Origin of the sequence: Advenella incenata, assembly GCF_004217095.1 — a bacterium.
GTDB classification, from domain to species: Bacteria; Pseudomonadota; Gammaproteobacteria; order Burkholderiales; family Burkholderiaceae_B; genus Advenella; species Advenella incenata.
In genome coordinates this window covers 1,508,576-1,527,066 of sequence record NZ_SHKO01000001.1, presented here as the reverse complement: position 1 = coordinate 1,527,066, position 18,491 = coordinate 1,508,576, and the positions used below count along the sequence as shown (strand labels likewise).

The 18,491-nt window shown below is 54.6% G+C and carries 17 protein-coding genes; 6 read left to right on the top strand and 11 right to left on the bottom strand.

Features of this window, described 5'->3' with window-relative positions; translation table 11 throughout:
* Nucleotides 1–5: 5 nt before the first annotated feature.
* The 5 genes from EV681_RS06940 to EV681_RS06920 all read right to left on the bottom strand — a co-directional run bounded on the left by EV681_RS06940 (nucleotide 6) and on the right by EV681_RS06920 (nucleotide 4,121).
* The gene (locus tag EV681_RS06940; RefSeq protein ID WP_128395329.1) at nucleotides 6–1,298 is read right to left on the bottom strand and encodes an NAD(P)/FAD-dependent oxidoreductase; all 1,293 of its coding nucleotides are present in this window, start codon (nucleotides 1,296–1,298) and stop codon (nucleotides 6–8) included.
* 30 nt (nucleotides 1,299–1,328) lie between these two features.
* Entirely contained in the window at nucleotides 1,329–2,060 is a 732-nt protein-coding gene (locus EV681_RS06935) for an amino acid ABC transporter ATP-binding protein (RefSeq protein WP_128395328.1), read from the bottom strand.
* On the bottom strand, nucleotides 2,057–2,710 hold the full coding sequence (locus tag EV681_RS06930) for an amino acid ABC transporter permease (RefSeq protein WP_014749992.1): 654 nt from the start codon (nucleotides 2,708–2,710) through the stop codon (nucleotides 2,057–2,059). The genes EV681_RS06935 and EV681_RS06930 overlap by 4 nt, the downstream gene beginning before the upstream one ends.
* Nucleotides 2,711–2,783: 73 nt before the next feature.
* Nucleotides 2,784–3,536 carry a substrate-binding periplasmic protein gene (locus tag EV681_RS06925; RefSeq protein ID WP_341273434.1) on the bottom strand — a complete coding sequence of 251 codons (753 nt, stop codon included), beginning with the start codon at nucleotides 3,534–3,536 and terminating at the stop codon, nucleotides 2,784–2,786.
* Between the two features lie 9 nt (nucleotides 3,537–3,545).
* Nucleotides 3,546–4,121, bottom strand: coding sequence for a helix-turn-helix domain-containing protein (locus EV681_RS06920; protein ID WP_165392966.1), 576 nt, complete (start codon nucleotides 4,119–4,121; stop codon nucleotides 3,546–3,548).
* 549 nt (nucleotides 4,122–4,670) lie between these two features.
* Here EV681_RS06920 and EV681_RS06915 point away from each other — a divergent pair.
* The 6 genes from EV681_RS06915 (at nucleotide 4,671) to EV681_RS06890 (ending at nucleotide 11,801) form a co-directional block, all read left to right on the top strand.
* Nucleotides 4,671–5,546, top strand: coding sequence for a MurR/RpiR family transcriptional regulator (locus tag EV681_RS06915; RefSeq protein ID WP_128395326.1), 876 nt, complete (start codon nucleotides 4,671–4,673; stop codon nucleotides 5,544–5,546).
* A 56-nt stretch (nucleotides 5,547–5,602) separates the two neighbouring features.
* The gene (locus tag EV681_RS06910) at nucleotides 5,603–6,643 is read left to right on the top strand and encodes a DmpA family aminopeptidase (protein WP_130303590.1); all 1,041 of its coding nucleotides are present in this window, start codon (nucleotides 5,603–5,605) and stop codon (nucleotides 6,641–6,643) included.
* A 116-nt stretch (nucleotides 6,644–6,759) separates the two neighbouring features.
* Nucleotides 6,760–7,059 (top strand): hypothetical protein, encoded by a 300-nt coding sequence (locus EV681_RS06905; protein WP_128395324.1) that lies wholly within the window; start codon nucleotides 6,760–6,762, stop codon nucleotides 7,057–7,059.
* An 83-nt stretch (nucleotides 7,060–7,142) separates the two neighbouring features.
* Entirely contained in the window at nucleotides 7,143–8,741 is a 1,599-nt protein-coding gene (locus tag EV681_RS06900; RefSeq protein WP_130303589.1) for an ABC transporter substrate-binding protein, read from the top strand.
* A 92-nt stretch (nucleotides 8,742–8,833) separates the two neighbouring features.
* Nucleotides 8,834–10,285, top strand: coding sequence for an N-acyl-D-amino-acid deacylase family protein (locus EV681_RS06895; RefSeq protein ID WP_128395322.1), 1,452 nt, complete (start codon nucleotides 8,834–8,836; stop codon nucleotides 10,283–10,285).
* A gap of 277 nt (nucleotides 10,286–10,562) precedes the next feature.
* A complete protein-coding gene (locus EV681_RS06890; protein ID WP_128395321.1) occupies nucleotides 10,563–11,801 on the top strand; it encodes a DmpA family aminopeptidase in 1,239 nt (412 codons plus the stop codon).
* 85 nt (nucleotides 11,802–11,886) lie between these two features.
* On the opposite strand, the gene EV681_RS06885 is transcribed toward EV681_RS06890, so the two are convergent.
* Genes EV681_RS06885 through EV681_RS06860 form a run of 6 tightly spaced genes read right to left on the bottom strand, consistent with a single transcriptional unit; the run spans nucleotide 11,887 to nucleotide 18,421 of the window.
* Nucleotides 11,887–12,861 (bottom strand): Bug family tripartite tricarboxylate transporter substrate binding protein, encoded by a 975-nt coding sequence (locus EV681_RS06885; RefSeq protein WP_130303588.1) that lies wholly within the window; start codon nucleotides 12,859–12,861, stop codon nucleotides 11,887–11,889.
* Nucleotides 12,862–12,900: 39 nt separating this feature from the next.
* Complete coding sequence (locus tag EV681_RS06880) at nucleotides 12,901–14,067, bottom strand: FAD-dependent monooxygenase (RefSeq protein ID WP_128395319.1); 1,167 nt, start codon at nucleotides 14,065–14,067, stop codon at nucleotides 12,901–12,903.
* The gene (locus EV681_RS06875; protein ID WP_128395318.1) at nucleotides 14,064–14,540 is read right to left on the bottom strand and encodes an acyl-CoA thioesterase; all 477 of its coding nucleotides are present in this window, start codon (nucleotides 14,538–14,540) and stop codon (nucleotides 14,064–14,066) included. Before EV681_RS06875 ends, EV681_RS06880 begins: the two co-directional genes overlap by 4 nt.
* Complete coding sequence (locus tag EV681_RS06870; RefSeq protein WP_130303587.1) at nucleotides 14,527–16,215, bottom strand: AMP-binding protein; 1,689 nt, start codon at nucleotides 16,213–16,215, stop codon at nucleotides 14,527–14,529. The genes EV681_RS06875 and EV681_RS06870 overlap by 14 nt, the downstream gene beginning before the upstream one ends.
* A 23-nt stretch (nucleotides 16,216–16,238) precedes the next feature.
* A complete protein-coding gene (locus tag EV681_RS06865; RefSeq protein ID WP_128395316.1) occupies nucleotides 16,239–17,135 on the bottom strand; it encodes a VOC family protein in 897 nt (298 codons plus the stop codon).
* Nucleotides 17,136–17,158: 23 nt separating this feature from the next.
* A complete protein-coding gene (locus EV681_RS06860) occupies nucleotides 17,159–18,421 on the bottom strand; it encodes an alpha/beta fold hydrolase (protein WP_130304041.1) in 1,263 nt (420 codons plus the stop codon).
* Between the last annotated feature and the right edge of the window lie 70 nt (nucleotides 18,422–18,491).

Genomic DNA, 18,491 nt, shown 5'->3' with positions numbered 1-18,491 from the left:
CAAGCCTAGCTGCGGCTGTCCAGATAACGGTACCAGGAAATCAATGCGCCGACATACAGCTTGCGCAGTCCGTAAAACGGCAACCGTTGCACCGGGGTAAATGGTACAGGAAGCGCAGCTTCATTGCCCGATTGCAGATAGTTCGCTATGGCTTTGCCCATTGCTGTCTGCAAGCCGATGCCGCGTCCCTGACAACCGATATTGAGGATCAGGCCCGGTTCAGGTTGATGCAAATGCGGCATATAGTCCTGCGTCACCGACACCCGTCCACACCAGTAGTATTCAAATTCAATATCCTTCAGTTGAGGATAAAGCAATGTAATGGCCTTTTTCAGATGATCCCAATCCTGTTTGCCGCGCGGTTCACGAAAGGGTCCCCGGCCTCCCATCAGAAAGCGGCCGGTATGGTCCTTGCGAAAATAAAGCAGCAAATTGCGTGTGTCCGACACCGGCTGCCCCTGCGGTAGAATGGTCCTGGCGATATCATCGGGCAACGGCGCGGTCGCCACCTGATAGGTATTCGGATCTACAACCGTCTCTTTCAGGTTTTTCCAGATCCCGTCGCTATACGCATTGGTGCAGACCACCACGCGGCGGGCCTGGACGACATGCCCGCTGTCGGTGGTCACCTGCCAGCCACTGCCTTTTTTTTCTATAGACAGCACTGGCGTACCGGTATGCACCGGCACCCCGGCTGCAAGCGTGACACGCGCCAGTTCACGTACATAGCTTAGCGGTTGCAATGAACCGCCGCGCTCATCGAACCAGCCGCCGTAATACTGGTCTGTTCCCAGCAAATCGGCAACCTCGCTGCGCGACAAGGGTCTGACCGGCGCATCTTGATTTTGCCAGTCTGCAACACGCTTTTTTACAATCGCCAGCGCCGACTGGGAGTGCGCTGGCTGTATCCAGCCATTGCGCGTATGCGGCACATTCAAGTTGTAGTGATCAATCAATGAGAAAACAGTACTGGCGGTGGTGCTGGCAAACTCGATCAATTGCCTGCCGCGCTCGGGCCCGTAAGCGCTAAGCAATTGGGCAGGATCTTTTTTCAAGCCTGGCACCAGTTGCCCGCCATTGCGGCCGGACCCGCCAAACCCGATTTCCCTGGCATCGAGCACCATGCACTGCTCTCCCGACTGTGCCAGATGCAACGCTGTGCTCAGGCCCGCATACCCTGCCCCGATAATCAGCGTATCCGTGTCGGCCGCTGCCTTCAGCGGAGTGGTTACCGGAGGCGCGACGGCAGTATCGTGCCACAAAGCGGGAGCCAGGGGAAACCGGTTAGCTGGAAACATGGTACGTCCTTTAATACAAATGCAATAAAATCAGAACGGGTGCAGTACCCGTCGAAGAAAATCCTGGGTCCGCGGATGCTGCGGGGCATTGAGGATATCCGTGGCTTTGCCCTGTTCCACAATCACGCCCTGATCAAAGAACAGCACGCGATCGGCCACCTCTTTGGCAAAAGCCATTTCATGGGTCACCACGATCATGGTCATGCCTGCGCGTGCCATATCGGCCATGACATTGAGCACTTCGCCAACCAGTTCCGGATCCAGCGCAGACGTGGGCTCATCAAACAGAATGGCCTGCGGCTCCATGGCAAGCGCACGCGCAATCGCGACCCGTTGCTGCTGTCCGCCCGAAAGCTGCTGTGGGTATGACGACAGCTTGTCTGCCAGCCCGACCTTTTCCAGATATTGCGTTGCCGCTTCCCGTGCCTGTTTCCGTTCAATGCCTTTGACGTAGATGGGCCCTTCCATGACATTTTCCAGCGCGGTACGATGTGGAAACAAATTGAAGCGCTGAAACACCATGGCCACTTCCTGACGAATCTGTCGCAGATGGTTGCTCTTGCGATCGACTATTTTCTCGTCAATGTGGATAGCCCCTTCTTCGTAGCTTTCCAGCCCATTGATACAGCGCAGGATGGTTGATTTGCCCGATCCAGACGGACCCACAATGCAGACGACTTCACCGTTTTCAACTTTTGCGTTGACGCCGCGCAAAACATGATTCTGCCCGAAGCGCTTATGAACATTTTCAAGTGTGATCATGCTTTCTTTGTCCGTTTTTCCAGGTACTTCACAAGAAAAATAAGTGGCATGCACATCACCAGATACATGATCGCAACCATGGTAAATACGGTGACATTGTCAAAATTTGATGTTGCCAGCAGCTTGCCCTGCATGGCCAGCTCCGCCACGGTAATGGTTGACGCCTGAGACGAATCCTTAAGCATCATGATCATGGTGTTGCCATACGGCGGCAATGTAATGCGCACCGCCTGCGGCAGGATCACCCGACGCATCATGGTTGCCCAGGTCATACCCATGGACTGCGACGCCTCTACCTGACCATGGTCAATTGCTTCGATCCCAGCCCGGAAATTTTCTGACTGGTATGCCGAATAGGCGACGCCCAGACCCAGAATGGAAGCCTGGACTGCATTGACATCGATGCCGATATCGGGAAAGACAAAATAGACGTAGAACAGAATAACGATAATAGGAATGCCGCGAATAATATTGACGGCGCTCTCGCTTAGCCACGCCAGCCAGCGTATACCGGAACTGCGCATGAGCGCCCAGATCAGACCAAGCACCGTAGAGAGCAGCAACGAGCCTGCCGTGACAATAAGGGTTGCCTTGACACCCTGCAAAAGCACAGGGAAATACTGGGCAATGCGTACCGACAATTCATCCATAGGGAGCCATTATTCCTGTTGCGTGTGGCCGTCGAGGTGCCGGCACGCATTGGTGCCGGCGCCAGCGGCATGATTATTTTTCAAGCTTCCATTTTTTCAGAATGGACGCAATGGTGCCATCGGCCTTGAGCGCATCAATCGCCGTATTGAGTTTCTGCTGCAGTTCAGTCTCACCCTTGCGTGTAATCAACCCCAGGTCGCGCACCACGACCGGCTTGTAACTTTCCACCAGCCGCACATTCTTGAACATATTGTTGCTCAGGTACGCCGCAGCAATCGGCTGATCCACCAGTACAGCCTGCACCCGGCCTTTTTCCAGATCACGCATCATATCGGTTGATGCATCATACAGTTTTACATCCGTCACCCCGGCTTTCTGCGCCGGTGCAATATAGGCGGTACCAATCTGGATACCCACAGTTTTATCCTTCAACTGCTCCAGGCTGGTGTATTGCGTTTTGTCGCTATCGGGCACCACCAGCCCTTCTCCATAGCTGAAGATGGTATTGGTGTAGTCAATGATTTTTGCACGTTCATCTGTCTTGATCATGGCTGCCGAAATAATATCGATCCGCTTCGATTGCAGGGACCCGATCAGGGCCGAAAACACCATGGGGCTGATTTCATAGGTAAAGCCGGCTTTCTTTGAGACCGCGTCAATCACATCGACCATCACACCCGCAATTTTTCCTGACGTGGCATCCAGATAGGTAAAGGGCATGCCGGTGGGTGTAGAGCCGACCTTATAGTTGTCTGCAGCCAGTGCAACCGAGCCGTTCAGACATGCCGCCAGCATACATACAGATAACAGTTTTTTCATTCCCATGAAGTTCTCCTATTCCCTTTCGGGTTTGGTAATAACCCACAGCACACATGTGTCCTGATCGGTCGGATTGTTCCACTTGCGTGGCATATCGCTCGTATAGCAGAACGTATCGTTCTGTTCGAGCTTCACGTAACGTTTGTCAAACCACAACTGCAATTGTCCATAGATCACCAGCCCGCTGATTTCTCCGCTGCGCGTGGTGATCCATTCATCGCCCGAACTGCCACCTGGCTGGATAATGGCCTGATACAGATCCACCGAGCGGCAGCGCAACGGTGTGATAATTTTCTTGATGATCTTCTTGTCTTTCATCACCACCTGCTTGTGCGAAGCGGCCCTGGCAATCCAGCCATCGGTCTGTTCATCAGTGCACTCGGTGTTACTGAGCAGTTCCCCAAGTGAAATATTGAGTGCCCCCGAAATCCGGTTCAGCATATTGACGGTCGGAGAGGTCATGCCGCGCTCAATCTGACTGAGCGAACCAATGGAGATATCTGCCTTGCGTGCGACCTGTTCCAGCGACAGGTTTTGTTCGCGTCTGATCTCACGCAGTTGTTGCCCCAGCCAGAAATCGACGAATGACACGATTTTTCCAGTGAATTTAGCACCTGAAGGCGGCGTAACGGTGTCCATGATCTTCACCCATTGTGTCCGTTATATTCAAAATGAAATTTTCATTATTATGAATAATATACATATTTGAAATATTCAACGACCGGAATAACCCTATGTGCCCGTGCCTGCCAGACGCAACTTACTGACCGGCGCCTCTGCCACGGCCTACTTAAGCCAGATACGATATTTTTCTCTTTAAAAAAATAAATTTTTTCTCCGCAAAATTTTGTATTGGCCTTGACTTCATCACCATGTGGGTTGCAGTTGTAAACAAGTTGGCATACCCAGCACCGGCCGATGTTTCGGTCAAAACGCTATACCAAAGCGTTGAGCCCGCACGTTTGCTTTGCCTTGCCGCGTTTGATCAGGGGAGCTGGCGAGCAATGTATTGATCCGGGCTAACGCTCCCCATTCTAGGGTTTACCAGCGTTAAGTAAATTATTTTCTTAATATATACTTTATGAAAATAATTTACTTATGCTCTCTTACGCTGGACTACTTAAACAGGATTTTTCCTATATGAGCACAGCTTCGCCGACAATTGCCGAACGGGTGGAGTCCACCTCCTCGACGATGAGCCGTACACAAAAACGCATGGCAGATTATTTACTGGCTCATCAGTTTGAAGTGGCCATGATGACCATTGACCAGTTTGCAGCCGCGGTTGGCGTATCCACAGCTACAGCCAATCGGCTGGTTCGCCACCTGGGCTTGCCTGGCTATCTTCAATTTCGTGCCGAATTGGCTCGTGGATTTCAGACAACGCTGGATCCGATTGAAAAATTGCGATCCGAACTATCGCATCCAAGTAGTGCAGCAGATGTATTCGCAGCGTCGCTGCAAGAAGATATTCATAATTTTCAACACACGTGTCGCACACTGAACCAGCAGGCATGCGAACAGGCCGTGGATTTGATTTTATCTGCCGATAGAATTTTTACCGTCGGTTTTGGCGGCAGCGGGTTTCTGGCTGGCTTGCTGCATCGCGGCCTGTGTTTCTCATGTGACTACGTCGAGAGTTTGTCTGGCGCCGGCGGCGCCTCCCATGCCGCGCGCCGCATGTCCCGATTAACCAAAAAGGACCTGATTATTGTCATTTCCTTTCCACGATACCTTGCCGACAGCATCGCATTGGGTCGTGCCGCCATTAAAGCGGGAGCATCGCTGATCGTTTTGACCGACAAACCGACAGCACCCCTGGCCTCAGAAGCGTCCGTTGCGCTCTACGCCCATAGCGAGCGCCGCTACAGCGCGGCTTCTGAAACTGCTGCACTTGGCTTGATCGAAGCCTTATGTGCCGCCACCGCATATAAGGCAAAAGATACGCTCGAATCAGCAACCGGGCTGGCCGTGTCGGTGTTGCCATGGCTGGCGTATGAAAAAGATCCGGAATGATCAACCTTGCAACAGCCTGCCGCCTCATTGCCCATCACTGACAAAGTAAAAACGACATGACCACTCTTGCCCCGCGTATTGGCACCTTGCAATCAGGCGCCAGGGACCTCATTTCAGACGTAGGCGGGATCACCGTCGGCCATGTCACCAAATCGGACGGCGCGATACAAACCGGCGTGACTGTGGTTCAACCACATCCCGACAATATTTTTCTGCATAAGGTTCCAGCAGCGGTCACCGTGCTCAACGGTTTTGCCAAGAGCATTGGCCTGCTGCAAATCGAAGAATTGGGCGTACTGGAAACCCCCATCGCCCTCACGAATACATTCGCGGTCGCCACGATGGCCCAGGCCCAAATCCGTCAGGCAGTGCGTGCCAATCCGGAAATCGGTCGAACGCTGCCTACCGTCAATCCCCTGGTATTTGAATGTAATGATGGCTATCTGAACGATATCCAGGCAATGGACCTGACACAGGCTGATTATCTGACAGCACATGCCGGCGCGCAGCCCGATTTTGAACTAGGCTCCGTTGGCGCCGGACGAGGCATGTCCTGTTTCCAGCTCAAGGGTGGTATTGGTTCTGCATCGCGTATTGCACCGGTCGTCGGTGTTGGCCATTACACCGTAGGCGCATTGGTGCTTGCCAATTTCGGCAAATTGCCGCTGCTCACGATTGCTGGACAAGCGATTGGAACTCGACTACAGGCTTTGCAGGACGCTCACGACGACTCGCCTGAAAAAGGCTCCATCATCATTCTCATTGCAACAGATGCGCCCCTGGATGCACGCCAGCTGCGCCGCGTCTCTTCCCGCGCGGCGGCCGGCCTGTGCCGGACCGGTTCAATATTTGGCCATGGCAGCGGCGATATAGCGCTCGCCTTTTCAACCGCCTATACCGTTCCCCATATACCTGGCCCGGACATGCCGGTTTTGCAATTGCTGCATGACGCGCTGCTCGATCCACTATTTCAGGCATGCGCAGAAGCCGTAGAACAGGCGATCCTGAAAGCCCTGTGGAGTGCAGAATCGGTCACCGGGAGAAATGGGCATACACGTCAAAATATTACCAGCTTGATTACTGATTGGCCGTGCTGATTCCAAAGCGGTCAATCGGTACGTATGCAGCACGATCTGATTATTTCATTTGCATTTACTCGGGTGAGGAAAATTACCATGGTAGTGAAGCTTAAAGCGCAGCACCCACTGAAAATATGGCAACCAGTGGCAATCCGTTCAGTAATGGCACCTTCGCCGCCAACGGCCGCAAAGCCTGGGCCGGGTGGCCGGATGTACCCGAGATTGAAGCACTACGAAGCAAGTTTGCCTTTGCCGCTGATACGGAGCAAAGCAAGCGCATCACCGAGCAGATACAAAAATTGGTGATTGACGAAGGCGTGGCCAGGACCACTGGGCAAATTCGTGGTCCCGGCAGCCTACAGTACGACGTTGAGCGACGTTCCCCATTCGCCCATCACGGTTTTCTGGAATATCAAAAAAGCCGATTAATCTGATCAGCAGGCCAGGTGCCACCCAACAGCCGTGGTCAGCCTGACTGCTACCTGATTCGCGATGAATTATCGCGAGGAGACCTACCATGTCATTCAAGCTCAGTTCCTTTTTCACCGCACCCGCGCTGGCACTTGGCGCAACGTGCGCTGCATTCTCATTTTTGCTGGCTTCAGCCGCTACTGCGCAAACCGTGACCACCGTGATGCAGTCAGGCCTGCGCGTCACTGACCCGGTTTTGACCACGGCCTACATTACACGCGATCATGGCTACATGATTTACGACACGCTGGTTGGTCTAAATGCCAATTTCGAGGTCAAGCCACAAATGGCCGATTGGAAAGTGTCAGCTGATGCAAAGGTCTACACGTTCACATTACGGGATGGCCTTAAATGGCACGATGGCGCGTCTGTCGTCGCAGACGATTGTGTCACATCGATCAAACGGTGGGCCCAAAAAGATTCTATCGGCATGGTGCTCATGCCCATGATTGCCGAAATGAAAGTGCTCGATGAAAAGTCATTTCAGATCGTACTGAAAGGGCCGACAGACCTGCTTCTGCAAGGACTGGCAAAACTGAGTTCGCGCCCGGCGTTCATGATGCCCAAACGTATTGCCGAAACACCCGCTACGCAGCCCATCAAGGAATACATCGGCTCAGGGCCGTTCAAATTTGTCAACTCAGAGTTTCAGCCTGGCCTTAAAGTCGTTTACGAAAAAAACAAAGCGTACGTACCACGCAAGGAACCGGTCAATTGGACCGCTGGCGGCAAAGTCGTCAATGTGGATCGCGTCCAGTGGATCAGCATGCCCGATCAGATGACCGCCATCAATGCCTTGATGAACGATGAGATCGACTATATACAGCAAGTGCCTTTCGATCTGCTGCCCATGCTTGAAGGCAACAAGGACATCAAGGCGACCGTCGTCGACAAACTGGGAAATTGGGGCTATTACCGCTTCAATCACCTGCAGCCGCCCTTCAATAACAAGCTCATTCGGCAAGCTGCCATGTATGCCATCGGCCAGAAAGAGATTCTGAGCGCGATGATAGGCAACCCTGACTACTACAAAACGTGTGCGGCCATTCTTGGATGCGGCACGCCATACGCTAACGCCTATGGCGAAGACATCGTTGTTCCCTCGAACATAGAAAAAGCTCGACAATTGCTCAAAGAAGCCAAATATGATAATACCCCGGTGGTGATTATGCACCCGACTGATATCGCCATGCTTTCGGCCCCGCCCGTGGTCATCGCAGCAGCCTTGCGCAAGGCTGGCTTTAACGTGCAGCTCAAGGCAATGGATTGGCAAACCCTGGTCGCGCTGAGGGAAAACAAAAAACCGGCCAGCGACGGTGGCTGGAGCCTGTATTCAACGTACAGCACGCTTGCCACAAGTGGCGATCCATTCAGCAACGGCACCGTCTCTGCGCCCGGCGCAAGTGGTTGGTCCGGGTGGCCCAGCGTGCCAGAGATAGAAGCGCTGCGAATGAAATTCGCCCGCGCTACGGTGCCCGCCGACCGCAAGCAGATTACCGAACAGATTCAAAAACTCGCTATAGACGAGGGGGTCATTGGACCGATGGGTCAGTTCGTGGTGCCTGCCGCCTACAACAATAGGCTAAGCGGTGTGCTCGATTCACCGATCACCGTGTTCTGGAACATGAAAAAGGCAGAAGAGTAAGACTTCATCGTTCAAATGGCACGAAAATTGCTTTGCTTTTGTTCGTTCATTTGTTCGCAACACTATCTACAGTACGCTCCAAAAGGTAAACCATGAATACTCATTACGATGTCCTGATCCGCAACGCTTCAATCGTTGATGGAAGCGGCGCCCAGCGCTATGACGGCGACGTTGCCATCAAGGGCGACCGCATTGCGCGCATCGGCGATCTGGCCCAGGCCACCGCTGACGCCGAGATCGATGCTGCTGGCCTGGTTCTTGCTCCCGGTTTTATCGACGCGCATACGCACGACGACCGTCTGATGCTGTCGCATGGAGACATGGCGCCCAAGATCAGCCAGGGAGTTACCACCATCGTGGGCGGCAATTGCGGGATTTCGCTGGCGCCCATGCCGCGTCCCATTCCTGATCCCGTCACACCGCCGTTGAATCTGCTTGACGAAGCAGGAGAATGGTTCCGCTACCCCCGATTCTCCGATTACCTTGAGGCATTGCGAACGCAGCCAGCGGCCACCAACTGCGCCATGCTGGTTGGCCACTCCACGCTACGGGTGGCCACCATGGATGATCTGGATCGGCCCGCCAACGAAAGCGAAATTGCCGCCATGCGAGAACTGGTGGACCAAGCCATGCAGGCCGGCGCAATCGGCGTTTCAACAGGCTTGTCGTATGCACCTGCGACGGCATCCACGACAGAAGAAATTATCGCGATTTGCGAACCATTAAATGCGCACGGCGGTATCTATTGCACGCATATGCGCAATCAGGGCGATCACATTCTGGAAGCATTGACGGAAACATTTCGCATCGGTCGAGAAGTCAACGTACCCGTGGTCATTTCCCATTTTAAAGTTGCCGGCATCAAGAACTATGGCCGCGCAGCCGAGACCCTGAAATTCATTGAAGGCCATATGGCATCGCAGTCCATCTGCCTGGATTGCTACCCCTACGCGGCATCCTCCACGATTCTTACATCAAAAATGGCCAATAACGCCAACCGAGTCACTGTGACATGGTCCAAGAGTCTGCCGCAGTACGCTGGCATGGATCTGCCCGATATCATGAAACAGCTGGGTGGCTCCCAACAGGAGGTGATAGACAAGCTCTCGCCGGCGGGCGCCATTTACCACCAGGCCAATGATTCCGATGTTCAATACATACTGGCATTCGATCAGACCATGATTGGCTCTGACGGCTTGCCGCATGACGAAAAACCGCATCCGCGCCTGTGGGGCTCTTTCCCGCGTGTACTGGGCCACTACGGCCGCAAGCTGAACCTGTTCCCACTTGAAACTGCTGTACACAAGATGACCGGCCTGACCGCAGGAAATTTCGGCCTGAGAGATCGCGGCATCATTCGAGAAGGCGCATTTGCCGACATCACCCTGTTCAACGCCAGTACCATCGAAGACGCGGCAACGTATGCTGATCCCATCCTGCCCTCAATAGGCATCAAAACGGTGCTAGTCAACGGCATCGTCGCATGGCAAGACGGCAAGCCAAGCGGTGCCCGCCCGGGCCGGGTCCTGAACCGAACCAGCTGATTTTTTTTGCGTGCTCCGCCGTCGTCGTTTGATCGCCTGCTTGGCTAACTGATCACCATTTGTCCAGGCCGACATAGCAACCATACGTCGCGTACAAATCAATGCGCGAACTTAGCCGCAAGACCTTGAACAGGCCGAGCATCGGGCTTGGCAATCATTGTGTAGGCGTGTAAACGCCAGGCTCGACGCGCCAGCAAGCACATGCCCATGACACCTTATATCCGGATTTTTTTTCAGCTATTTTCAATTTATTGTTGTTCTTTTTTTGGAGATCCAAATGCGCTGTGCTGCACCAAAATTACTTTCAGTCCTGTTAGCCTCTGTCTTGGCCTGTGCTCACGTACAGGCACTTGCCAATGACAATGACAACCGCCCACGGGCGCGCGATATCGGTCTGATCAGCGGCGTGCTGCCGCCCGGCAAACTGAATGCAATCACAGACGTCAACGGTGTGCTGGTAGGACAGACCACACTGAACAAGGGCGACGACATACGTACCGGCGTAACGGCAATCCTGCCCCATGCGGGCAACCTCTTCAAAGAGAAGGTGGCAGCCGCTGTTCATGTCGGTAACGGGTTCGGTAAACTCATGGGCTCAACCCAGATCAGCGAACTGGGCGAGATCGAGACGCCCATCCTGTTGACCGGCACGCTTAACGTGCCACGGGTGGCCGACGCCTTGCTGGACTGGATGCTCGCGTTGCCGGGCAACGAGGACGTAAGGTCGATCAATGCCGTGGTGGGCGAGACCAATGATGGCCAGCTTAACGACCTGCGTGGCCGGCACGTTGGCCAGGAGCAAGTATTCGCCGCATTAAAATCGGCCAGTAATGGACCCGTCGAAGAAGGCGCCGTGGGTGCTGGCACTGGCACAGAGGCCTTCGGATTCAAGGGCGGCATCGGCACGTCATCGCGGATTGTGCCTGAAAGCGCAGGCGGCTATACGGTGGGCGTGCTGGTGCAGACCAACTTCGGCGGCGTGCTTACCATGAACGGCGCACCTGTAGGTAAGGAATTGGGCCGCTACTATTTGAAAGAAGCGCTTGAAGGTAAAAAGGTCAGCGCGCATGCCGGCAATAGCGCATTGATGCTAACGCAGAATGATCCGATCCAGCTTGATCACGTCAGCGATCGTGCGGATGGCTCCATCATGATGATTGTTGCCACCGATGCACCACTGGGTAGCAGAAACCTGGAACGACTGGCCAAAAGAGCGATGCTCGGGCTGGCCCGCACGGGATCGCCGGCGACCAATGGCAGTGGAGATTACGTCATTGCTTTTAGCACTGCACCGGAGGGCCGGATCAATTCGTCTGATGCAATACGGGAAACGAAAGTGCTTGGCAATAACGCCATGTCACCGCTCTTTCTGGCGACCGTAGAAGCAACCGAGGAAGCCATTTATAACTCGTTGCTTAAAGCAAAAACAACCACGGGCAGGGACGGCCGTGTTGTGGAGGCATTGCCGATAGACAAAACCGTCGACATTCTGAAAAAGTATGGCGCCATAAAATAGGATACGGCTTGTAGACAAGGGTGGATATGACCGCTATGCTTGTGGCGGCCATATCCACCTCCAACCCTATCTGTCAGCTTGACACCTAGTCCAGGGCAATATTGGCCTTCTGTACGATCTGGCCAAAATGTGCCGAGTCCTCATCCACCGCCCGCGCCAAGCCAGAGGCATCGACAGACCATGCATTAAAACCAAAGGTTTCAAAACGCTGCTTGATGGCAGGTGTGCGTAACGCAGCAGCGATCGCCGTATTGATGCGCTCAATGACATCTTGCGGCGTACCCCGAGGGGCAAACGCAGCCACCCAGGTCTTCAGTTCGAAGTCATTCGGCCCACCTGCCTGTGCTACCGTGGGCACATCAGGATACGAAGCCAGACGGGCAGGAGCCGCCAGCGCGAGCAACTTCACCCGCTTTGCCTGATAGAGATTCTGTACTGTCGCTGCTGTACCAAAAGCCCAGTCCACATCGCCATTTGCCACTGCGGTATATAACTGTGACAAATCCTTGTATGGAATGTGCGTCATGGTCGTCTGTGTCCGTTGCTGCAAAATAGTCGACCCCAGATGCGCAACGCTGCCTATCCCCCAGGTACCGTACGTGAGATGTCCGTTCGCTTTGTTCGCGGCCTGGACCAGATCCTCAACATTGCGCCACGGCGAATTGGCTGAAACGACAATGAAAAAGTGCGTAGAGTAAATGGGTGCTGCCGCGACAAAATCTCGCGCAGGATCAAACGGCATTTTTTTATACAAATGAGGCTGCAGCGTCATATGGGTATTATCCACGATCGCCACGGAGTACCCGTCCGCTGCAGATCGTTTGACCTCTCCGAGAGCAAGCCACCCATTGGCGCCGGGTTTATTCTCGACAATGAACGGCTGTTTCCATGCCGCCGACAATTGCTCCCCAATCATTCTTGCGACCGTGTCCGGACCGCTTCCGACCGAATAGGGCAAAACGGCACGAACACTGCGAGTCGGATAGGTTGAGGATTGCGCCTGCGCCGAACAGGTCAGTACGCCCAGGATGAGCGTTGCCAGAGTAAGTATTTTTTTCATGTCTCCTCCAATTGAATGGATGGTTATCGGGTCTGTTATTTAATTGTTTACGTCATATGCATTCTGTGGAAACTCGGTGGGATGCCTTAGCTCATAGGCGGCAGTAAAACCCGGATCCCGTTGGCGCAAATCATCATGGCTGACCTGCCCGGTGCGTCTCATGTAGTCATAGGCAAAGGACACCGGATCCAGCTGCATCTTGTCCGCGACGTTCTCGTACCAGTCCAGGCTGCGTGCTGCTGCATGCTGGAAATTGGATGAGGCCTGCCTGCGCCGGGATTCGAATACGCCAAATGCAGCCTGGGCATCGCCCGGATATTGCCGCAGTCCCTCATTGAGTGCGATGGCATCCTGCATGGCCATGCGGGTACCTGAACCAAGCGAAAAATGAACCGTCCGCAAGGCATCGCCCAGCAAGACGATGTTACGGTATGACCAGTTTTCATTACGAACGATATTTGCTTCAAACCACAGAGAGCGATTGGTCAGCAGTTCGTTCGCGCCCAGATCGGCGCGAAAAACCTCGGCACAATAGCGACGACTCTGCTCTTCGCTGGCAACATCCAGGCCAGCGCGGTGCCAGGTATCCGGGTCTACCTCGACCAGAAACGTACTTAACGTCGCACTGTATTGATAACTGTGCGCAATAAAAATGCCATGGTCCGTTTCACGAAAGATCAGCGAGACAGGATGAAAGCGCTGATGCGTTCCATACCAGGCAAATTTATTGCGGCGGCGCTCAAAACTCGGGCGGAATTGATCGGTGTATTGCTTGCGAACTGCGCTATTGCTGCCATCTGCCGCCACCACCATATCAACCTCGGCAGCCAGCTGTTCAATATCGTCAATGCGACAATCGTGCTCGATTTGCACGCCGGCCCGCAGGCATGCCTGCTCCAGGACATCCAGCATATCCAGTCTCGCGGTGCGTGAGAAATGATTGCCGTGCACCTGGACACTCGTACCCTGGTGAATAATCTGCATATAGTCGCAGCGCTCGTGATGCGCCACGAATGTGTCGAAAAATGCAGGATCGGCCTCACGCAGGAAAGCCAGTCCCACGTCGGAAAATACCACGCCCCAACCGTAGGTGGCGCCTCGCGGATTTTGCTCATAAACCCGTATATCATGGGCAGGATCCTGTTTCTTTGCCAGGAGAGAAAAATACAGGCCGGCGGGGCCGGCGCCAATAACTGCAATCTTCATTGGTTCGTACTCCCATATGGCGCCTGCTGTTCGCAGTCATGCTGATAGCCGAGCAGCGCATCGCGCAGTATGTCGGGCAAGGCAATGGCCCGGCGCTCGCCGCGAGCCACACAAATGGGCGTCAATCGTGCATCGAACGCTGCCTGACCACGCACACTACCGGCGATGTGCAAGGTATAAGTTCGCTGGCCGATATTTTCAACATAGACAGCCATGTCAAACTCTTCATCAGGCCAGAGTGAGGCGCGAAAATCAAAGGCCAAAGCACGCGTTGGCGTGCCAAAGCCATGCTCGTCCTTCACGCGCTGCGGTGTGCCACCCAGCAGGTGGCCGTAAAAAAGCTCAGCAGCCGAGATGACATACTCGCTGAATGTGACGGTGTAGACCACCCCTGCAGGATCGCAATCGCCCCACTTGACCCGTCGACGAATCACAAACGGCGCTTCGTTCACAACGTACTCAGTACTTATCATTACGTTCCCCCGTGCCCTGCCGGGCCTCGTGATTGATTAATTCTGCAATCATTCTGCGCAACATCATTTTGTCCAGCTTGCCCACTTTGGTAACCGGAAAGGCCTCAATCACCTCGACGCGTTCGGGACACTTATATTTGGCCAAGCCCTTTTCAACGAGAAACATCATCAATTCCTGGACAGAAGGCGCGGCGTGACCAGGCCGCAATGTGATGAAGACGCAGCCCTTTTCTCCGTAAATGGGGTCTGGCATGGCGACAAGACGTGCTTCGGAAATGGCCTGATGTGCACTGACCAGTGATTCAACCTCTTCACATCCGATCTTTTCGCCGCCGCGATTGATGTTGTCGCGCAACCTTCCTTCAAAGCTGTAATAGGACCGGCCATCAACAATCCGCTCTATCATCATGTCGCCTGTTCGGTAAAAGCCATCAGACGTGTACGCCTGGGCATTGGCTGCCGGTGCGTCGAAGAAGCCGGGAACGGTAGCAGGACCGCGAAAACACAATTCGCCCATCTGTCCCGTTTCAACGCCCACTTCTGTCCCGGGCACCAGCAAGCGGATTTCGTCATCGGCGCAGCCCGAGCGGCCCTGCGTTTTGTGGCGCAGGTAAGGCGCTGCACCGGCTGGTGATCCAAGCAGCAAGCCCTCGGTAATACCGAACAAGTTGGAGCATGGAATGCGCAAATGTTCTTCCAGTCGCTCGGCTGCGCTCATTGTGATAAATAGACGTAGCGACGACAAGTCATGCCGCGCCAGATCGGAATAAGCCATCAATTGTGGGGCGATCGGCCCAATTGAAATTGCCCGCGTCACCCGATACCGCTCAATCAGCGTCAACATAAGCGGCACATCGACCCGGGGCATGAGCACTGCTGACACGCCCATCGCGATGACCGGCATCAGGACATACACCTGCGCGGCATTGTGCAATAACGGCAAAGCCCAAATGAAACGATCATCTTGGCCAAGTTGATAGTTCTTCGCACAGGCAAGTGAGTGCGCTATGTACTCAGCATGAAAACGCGGAATGATTTTTGGAATGCCGGTCGTGCCACCAGACAACTGGAACGCCAGTACATCCTCGCAGGCTGGTGCGTGCTCGGCGACAATTGCCTGCGCTCGCGCGTGCGGCATGGCCTCGATCAGCGCGCGCATATCGTTGCCGGCCGATGAAGTCCCGCGCGCCACAACCAGTTGTGTCAATCCGGCATGCTCGGACATCATCTGCTGCGCGAAAGCAACCAGATCAAAGGCGCTAAAGTCAGCCTGCACAAAGTATCCGCGTGCGCCAGACTGACGGACCAATTGACCAATTTCCAGTTCCCGGTGCTGCGGCAATGAACACACTGGTACGATGCCCGCTTTATAACAGGCCAGCAACGCAATGACGGTCTCAAGCGTGGTGCCCATCTGAAAGATAGCACGATCGCCAGGGTCCAGGCCCAGGTTCAGCAGCGCCGCAGCCAGCCGCTCGGTTTGCTCATCCAATTGCGCAAACGTGACGCTGCCCTCCTCGGTGATGATCGCTTGTCGTTCTGGACACCGACGCGCCGTGGCTTGCAGCAAGTGGCCAACCGTCTGCTGCTGCCACGCACCATTGTCATACCAGGTGCGTGCGCGCTCCTTTTCATGATAAATAACACCCTCTATGGGGTAACGAATATTTTGCATGTCTGTTGTCTCCTGCCAATAAATCAGCCTGCCGCGGGCACGATTCGGACCCGGTCCCGGTCCAGCACTTCAATGACGCCGCTGACACCGCCTGTGAACAGGCCATACCACACAGCGGGTTTCAAGCCGAGCACCTTGCGGCGAAACTCCAGCGGCTCGTCCGCACAAATACAATCGAAATATTCACTCTTGATAACCTGACAGTCATCGCGTTGTTCTGCATCACGCACCAGCGGCGCAAACTCCTCGACGCAGGGCACAAAGATGCGAACGCCCGCAGTCGGCATTTGAGCCATTGCGCCTTGCTGCTCAAGCAATGTCGCCTTGCGGGCCCATACTTCGTCAATATGACGGATGCGCTCGCCTTTGGAAAGCGCGCTGTCTTCGGCCTGTATCGCTGCCTGTATCGTCAGATCGGCGTCAACTTCGTCCACCCGACCCAACGGTCTCAATTTACGGGTAAATTCAATGAAATAGCCATTGGGATCGCGAACATAGATCGACTCAATCACCTCATGACGCGTCTCGACCGAGACGTCCAGATTCGCATCCTCAAGCCTTTGTTTCCAGGCTTTGAGCTCGTCTTCACTGCGCACCAGCCAGGCAGTATGCGTCGCGTCTGCGACATGATCTTCAGGCAATGGTCGCATACTGCTGCGCCCCCGCATGGTTTCAGGTTCCTGAGAGCCCAGATAGTAGAAAAACGCGATCGTGCTGCCATTGCCGCTATCGAAAAAGAAATGCAGAAAATCCGGGTGGCTCGCTGGCCCCCACCCGCGAGCAGAAATAACATGGGCCAGACGCAAGCCAAGCACATCGCGATAAAACGCGACCGTCTCGCGCAAGCGCCAGGTCGGTCTCGCAGTATGGTCAACGCCATGCAGCCGCAGTGCACCAGGCGTATCGTGAAAAACAGTCATGTCAAATCTCCATTAGGCATTAATCAAAGAAAACGCGCCTGCAACCAGCGAGCCAGATCGCGACCGGCCTGATAGCGGCCCGGCTCCTCATCGTCGGTCAGGGCGCGGCCATGGTGGTCGCCGCGAATGCGAAGATGCTGCTTATCGTTCGCCGCCAGTGCGTCGTAAATCGTCTGTACATCACCCGGAAAGCAGGCCTGATCACCCGTGTATTCGATCACCAGTGATGGTATGTCGATCGCCGGGGCGGTACGCGACAGGCTGGCATTGGATGAAAGCGCAGACCAGGTTGACAGCCAGCTCTCGGGCGTACAAAAACGGGCGAACCCCACAGCACCATAGTTGGAGGAATAAGGATTTTTTCCCCATAAGGAGCCGGGGTGCCGGTCAGAAGGATCCAGGCTAAGATCCAGGCAACGCAAGTCTGCATCTGTGCGCCAGACGATCAACACCGGTGTATGAGCGGCCAGCCGTTTGCCATCTGCAGAACTGTCAGCCTGCGTTTTCACCCGTTCTCGCGCCTTTAGCCGCGTGTCGATCATTTGATGCGCGATCGCATCCAGGCGAGCCACCCTGGCGTGCTGGCCGGCGCGGTAGCGTTCGATAAATTGCGCCGAGTAACGCGCCTGCCCATTCGGCTTGTAGCCGTTTGCCGGATCCAGCGGGTCCAGGTGCGGCACGACAGACAAGGCATCACCCTCCTGTGCGACAGACGGGTCAATACAATTCATTAACAATGCACCCTGACCAGGATGCGGGCCGACCAAAACCATGCCCTGAACGCAAGGCATGTCCAGCTCGCCCAAGCCGGTGCGCTTTCCTGCCGGGCTGCGCGCAATCCGTTGTGCTCCAGGCAGTGCCGATTGTTCAGCGTAAAGCGAATACAGCCCCGCGCCGCCCGAATTGCCCAGCAGAACAATATTGTCGAATCCCTGTTCACGCAGAAAGGTCAGGCCTGCGGTGACATCATGCAATGCAAATTCATGCTCCAGGCGCAGGTCATTGCCCACTGATCGTGCACCCTGAGACCAGGCGGCACAGCCTGCCGCAACAATATCTGGAATAAGGTAGTGGCATGCCATGAACTCACGTGGATGCATGATGCATACTACCGTCCTGCAGCGCTTGCCGGCTGGCTGATACAGAGAGCCAGAGGTGGCGGCGCCATCGGCGCAGCGCAGGACCACGTTGCGTGTCGAGGCGCCTGCGGGCAAATCGCGTGGATTCCAGTCCGTGTTCAGAAACCCCGCGGTAACCGGATTTGCAGATGGGTTTGTTGCCACAATCGTTCTCCTTTCCAAATATCATCGATGTGTTATTTGACATATTAGATAATTATTTGACTTTAATGTCAAT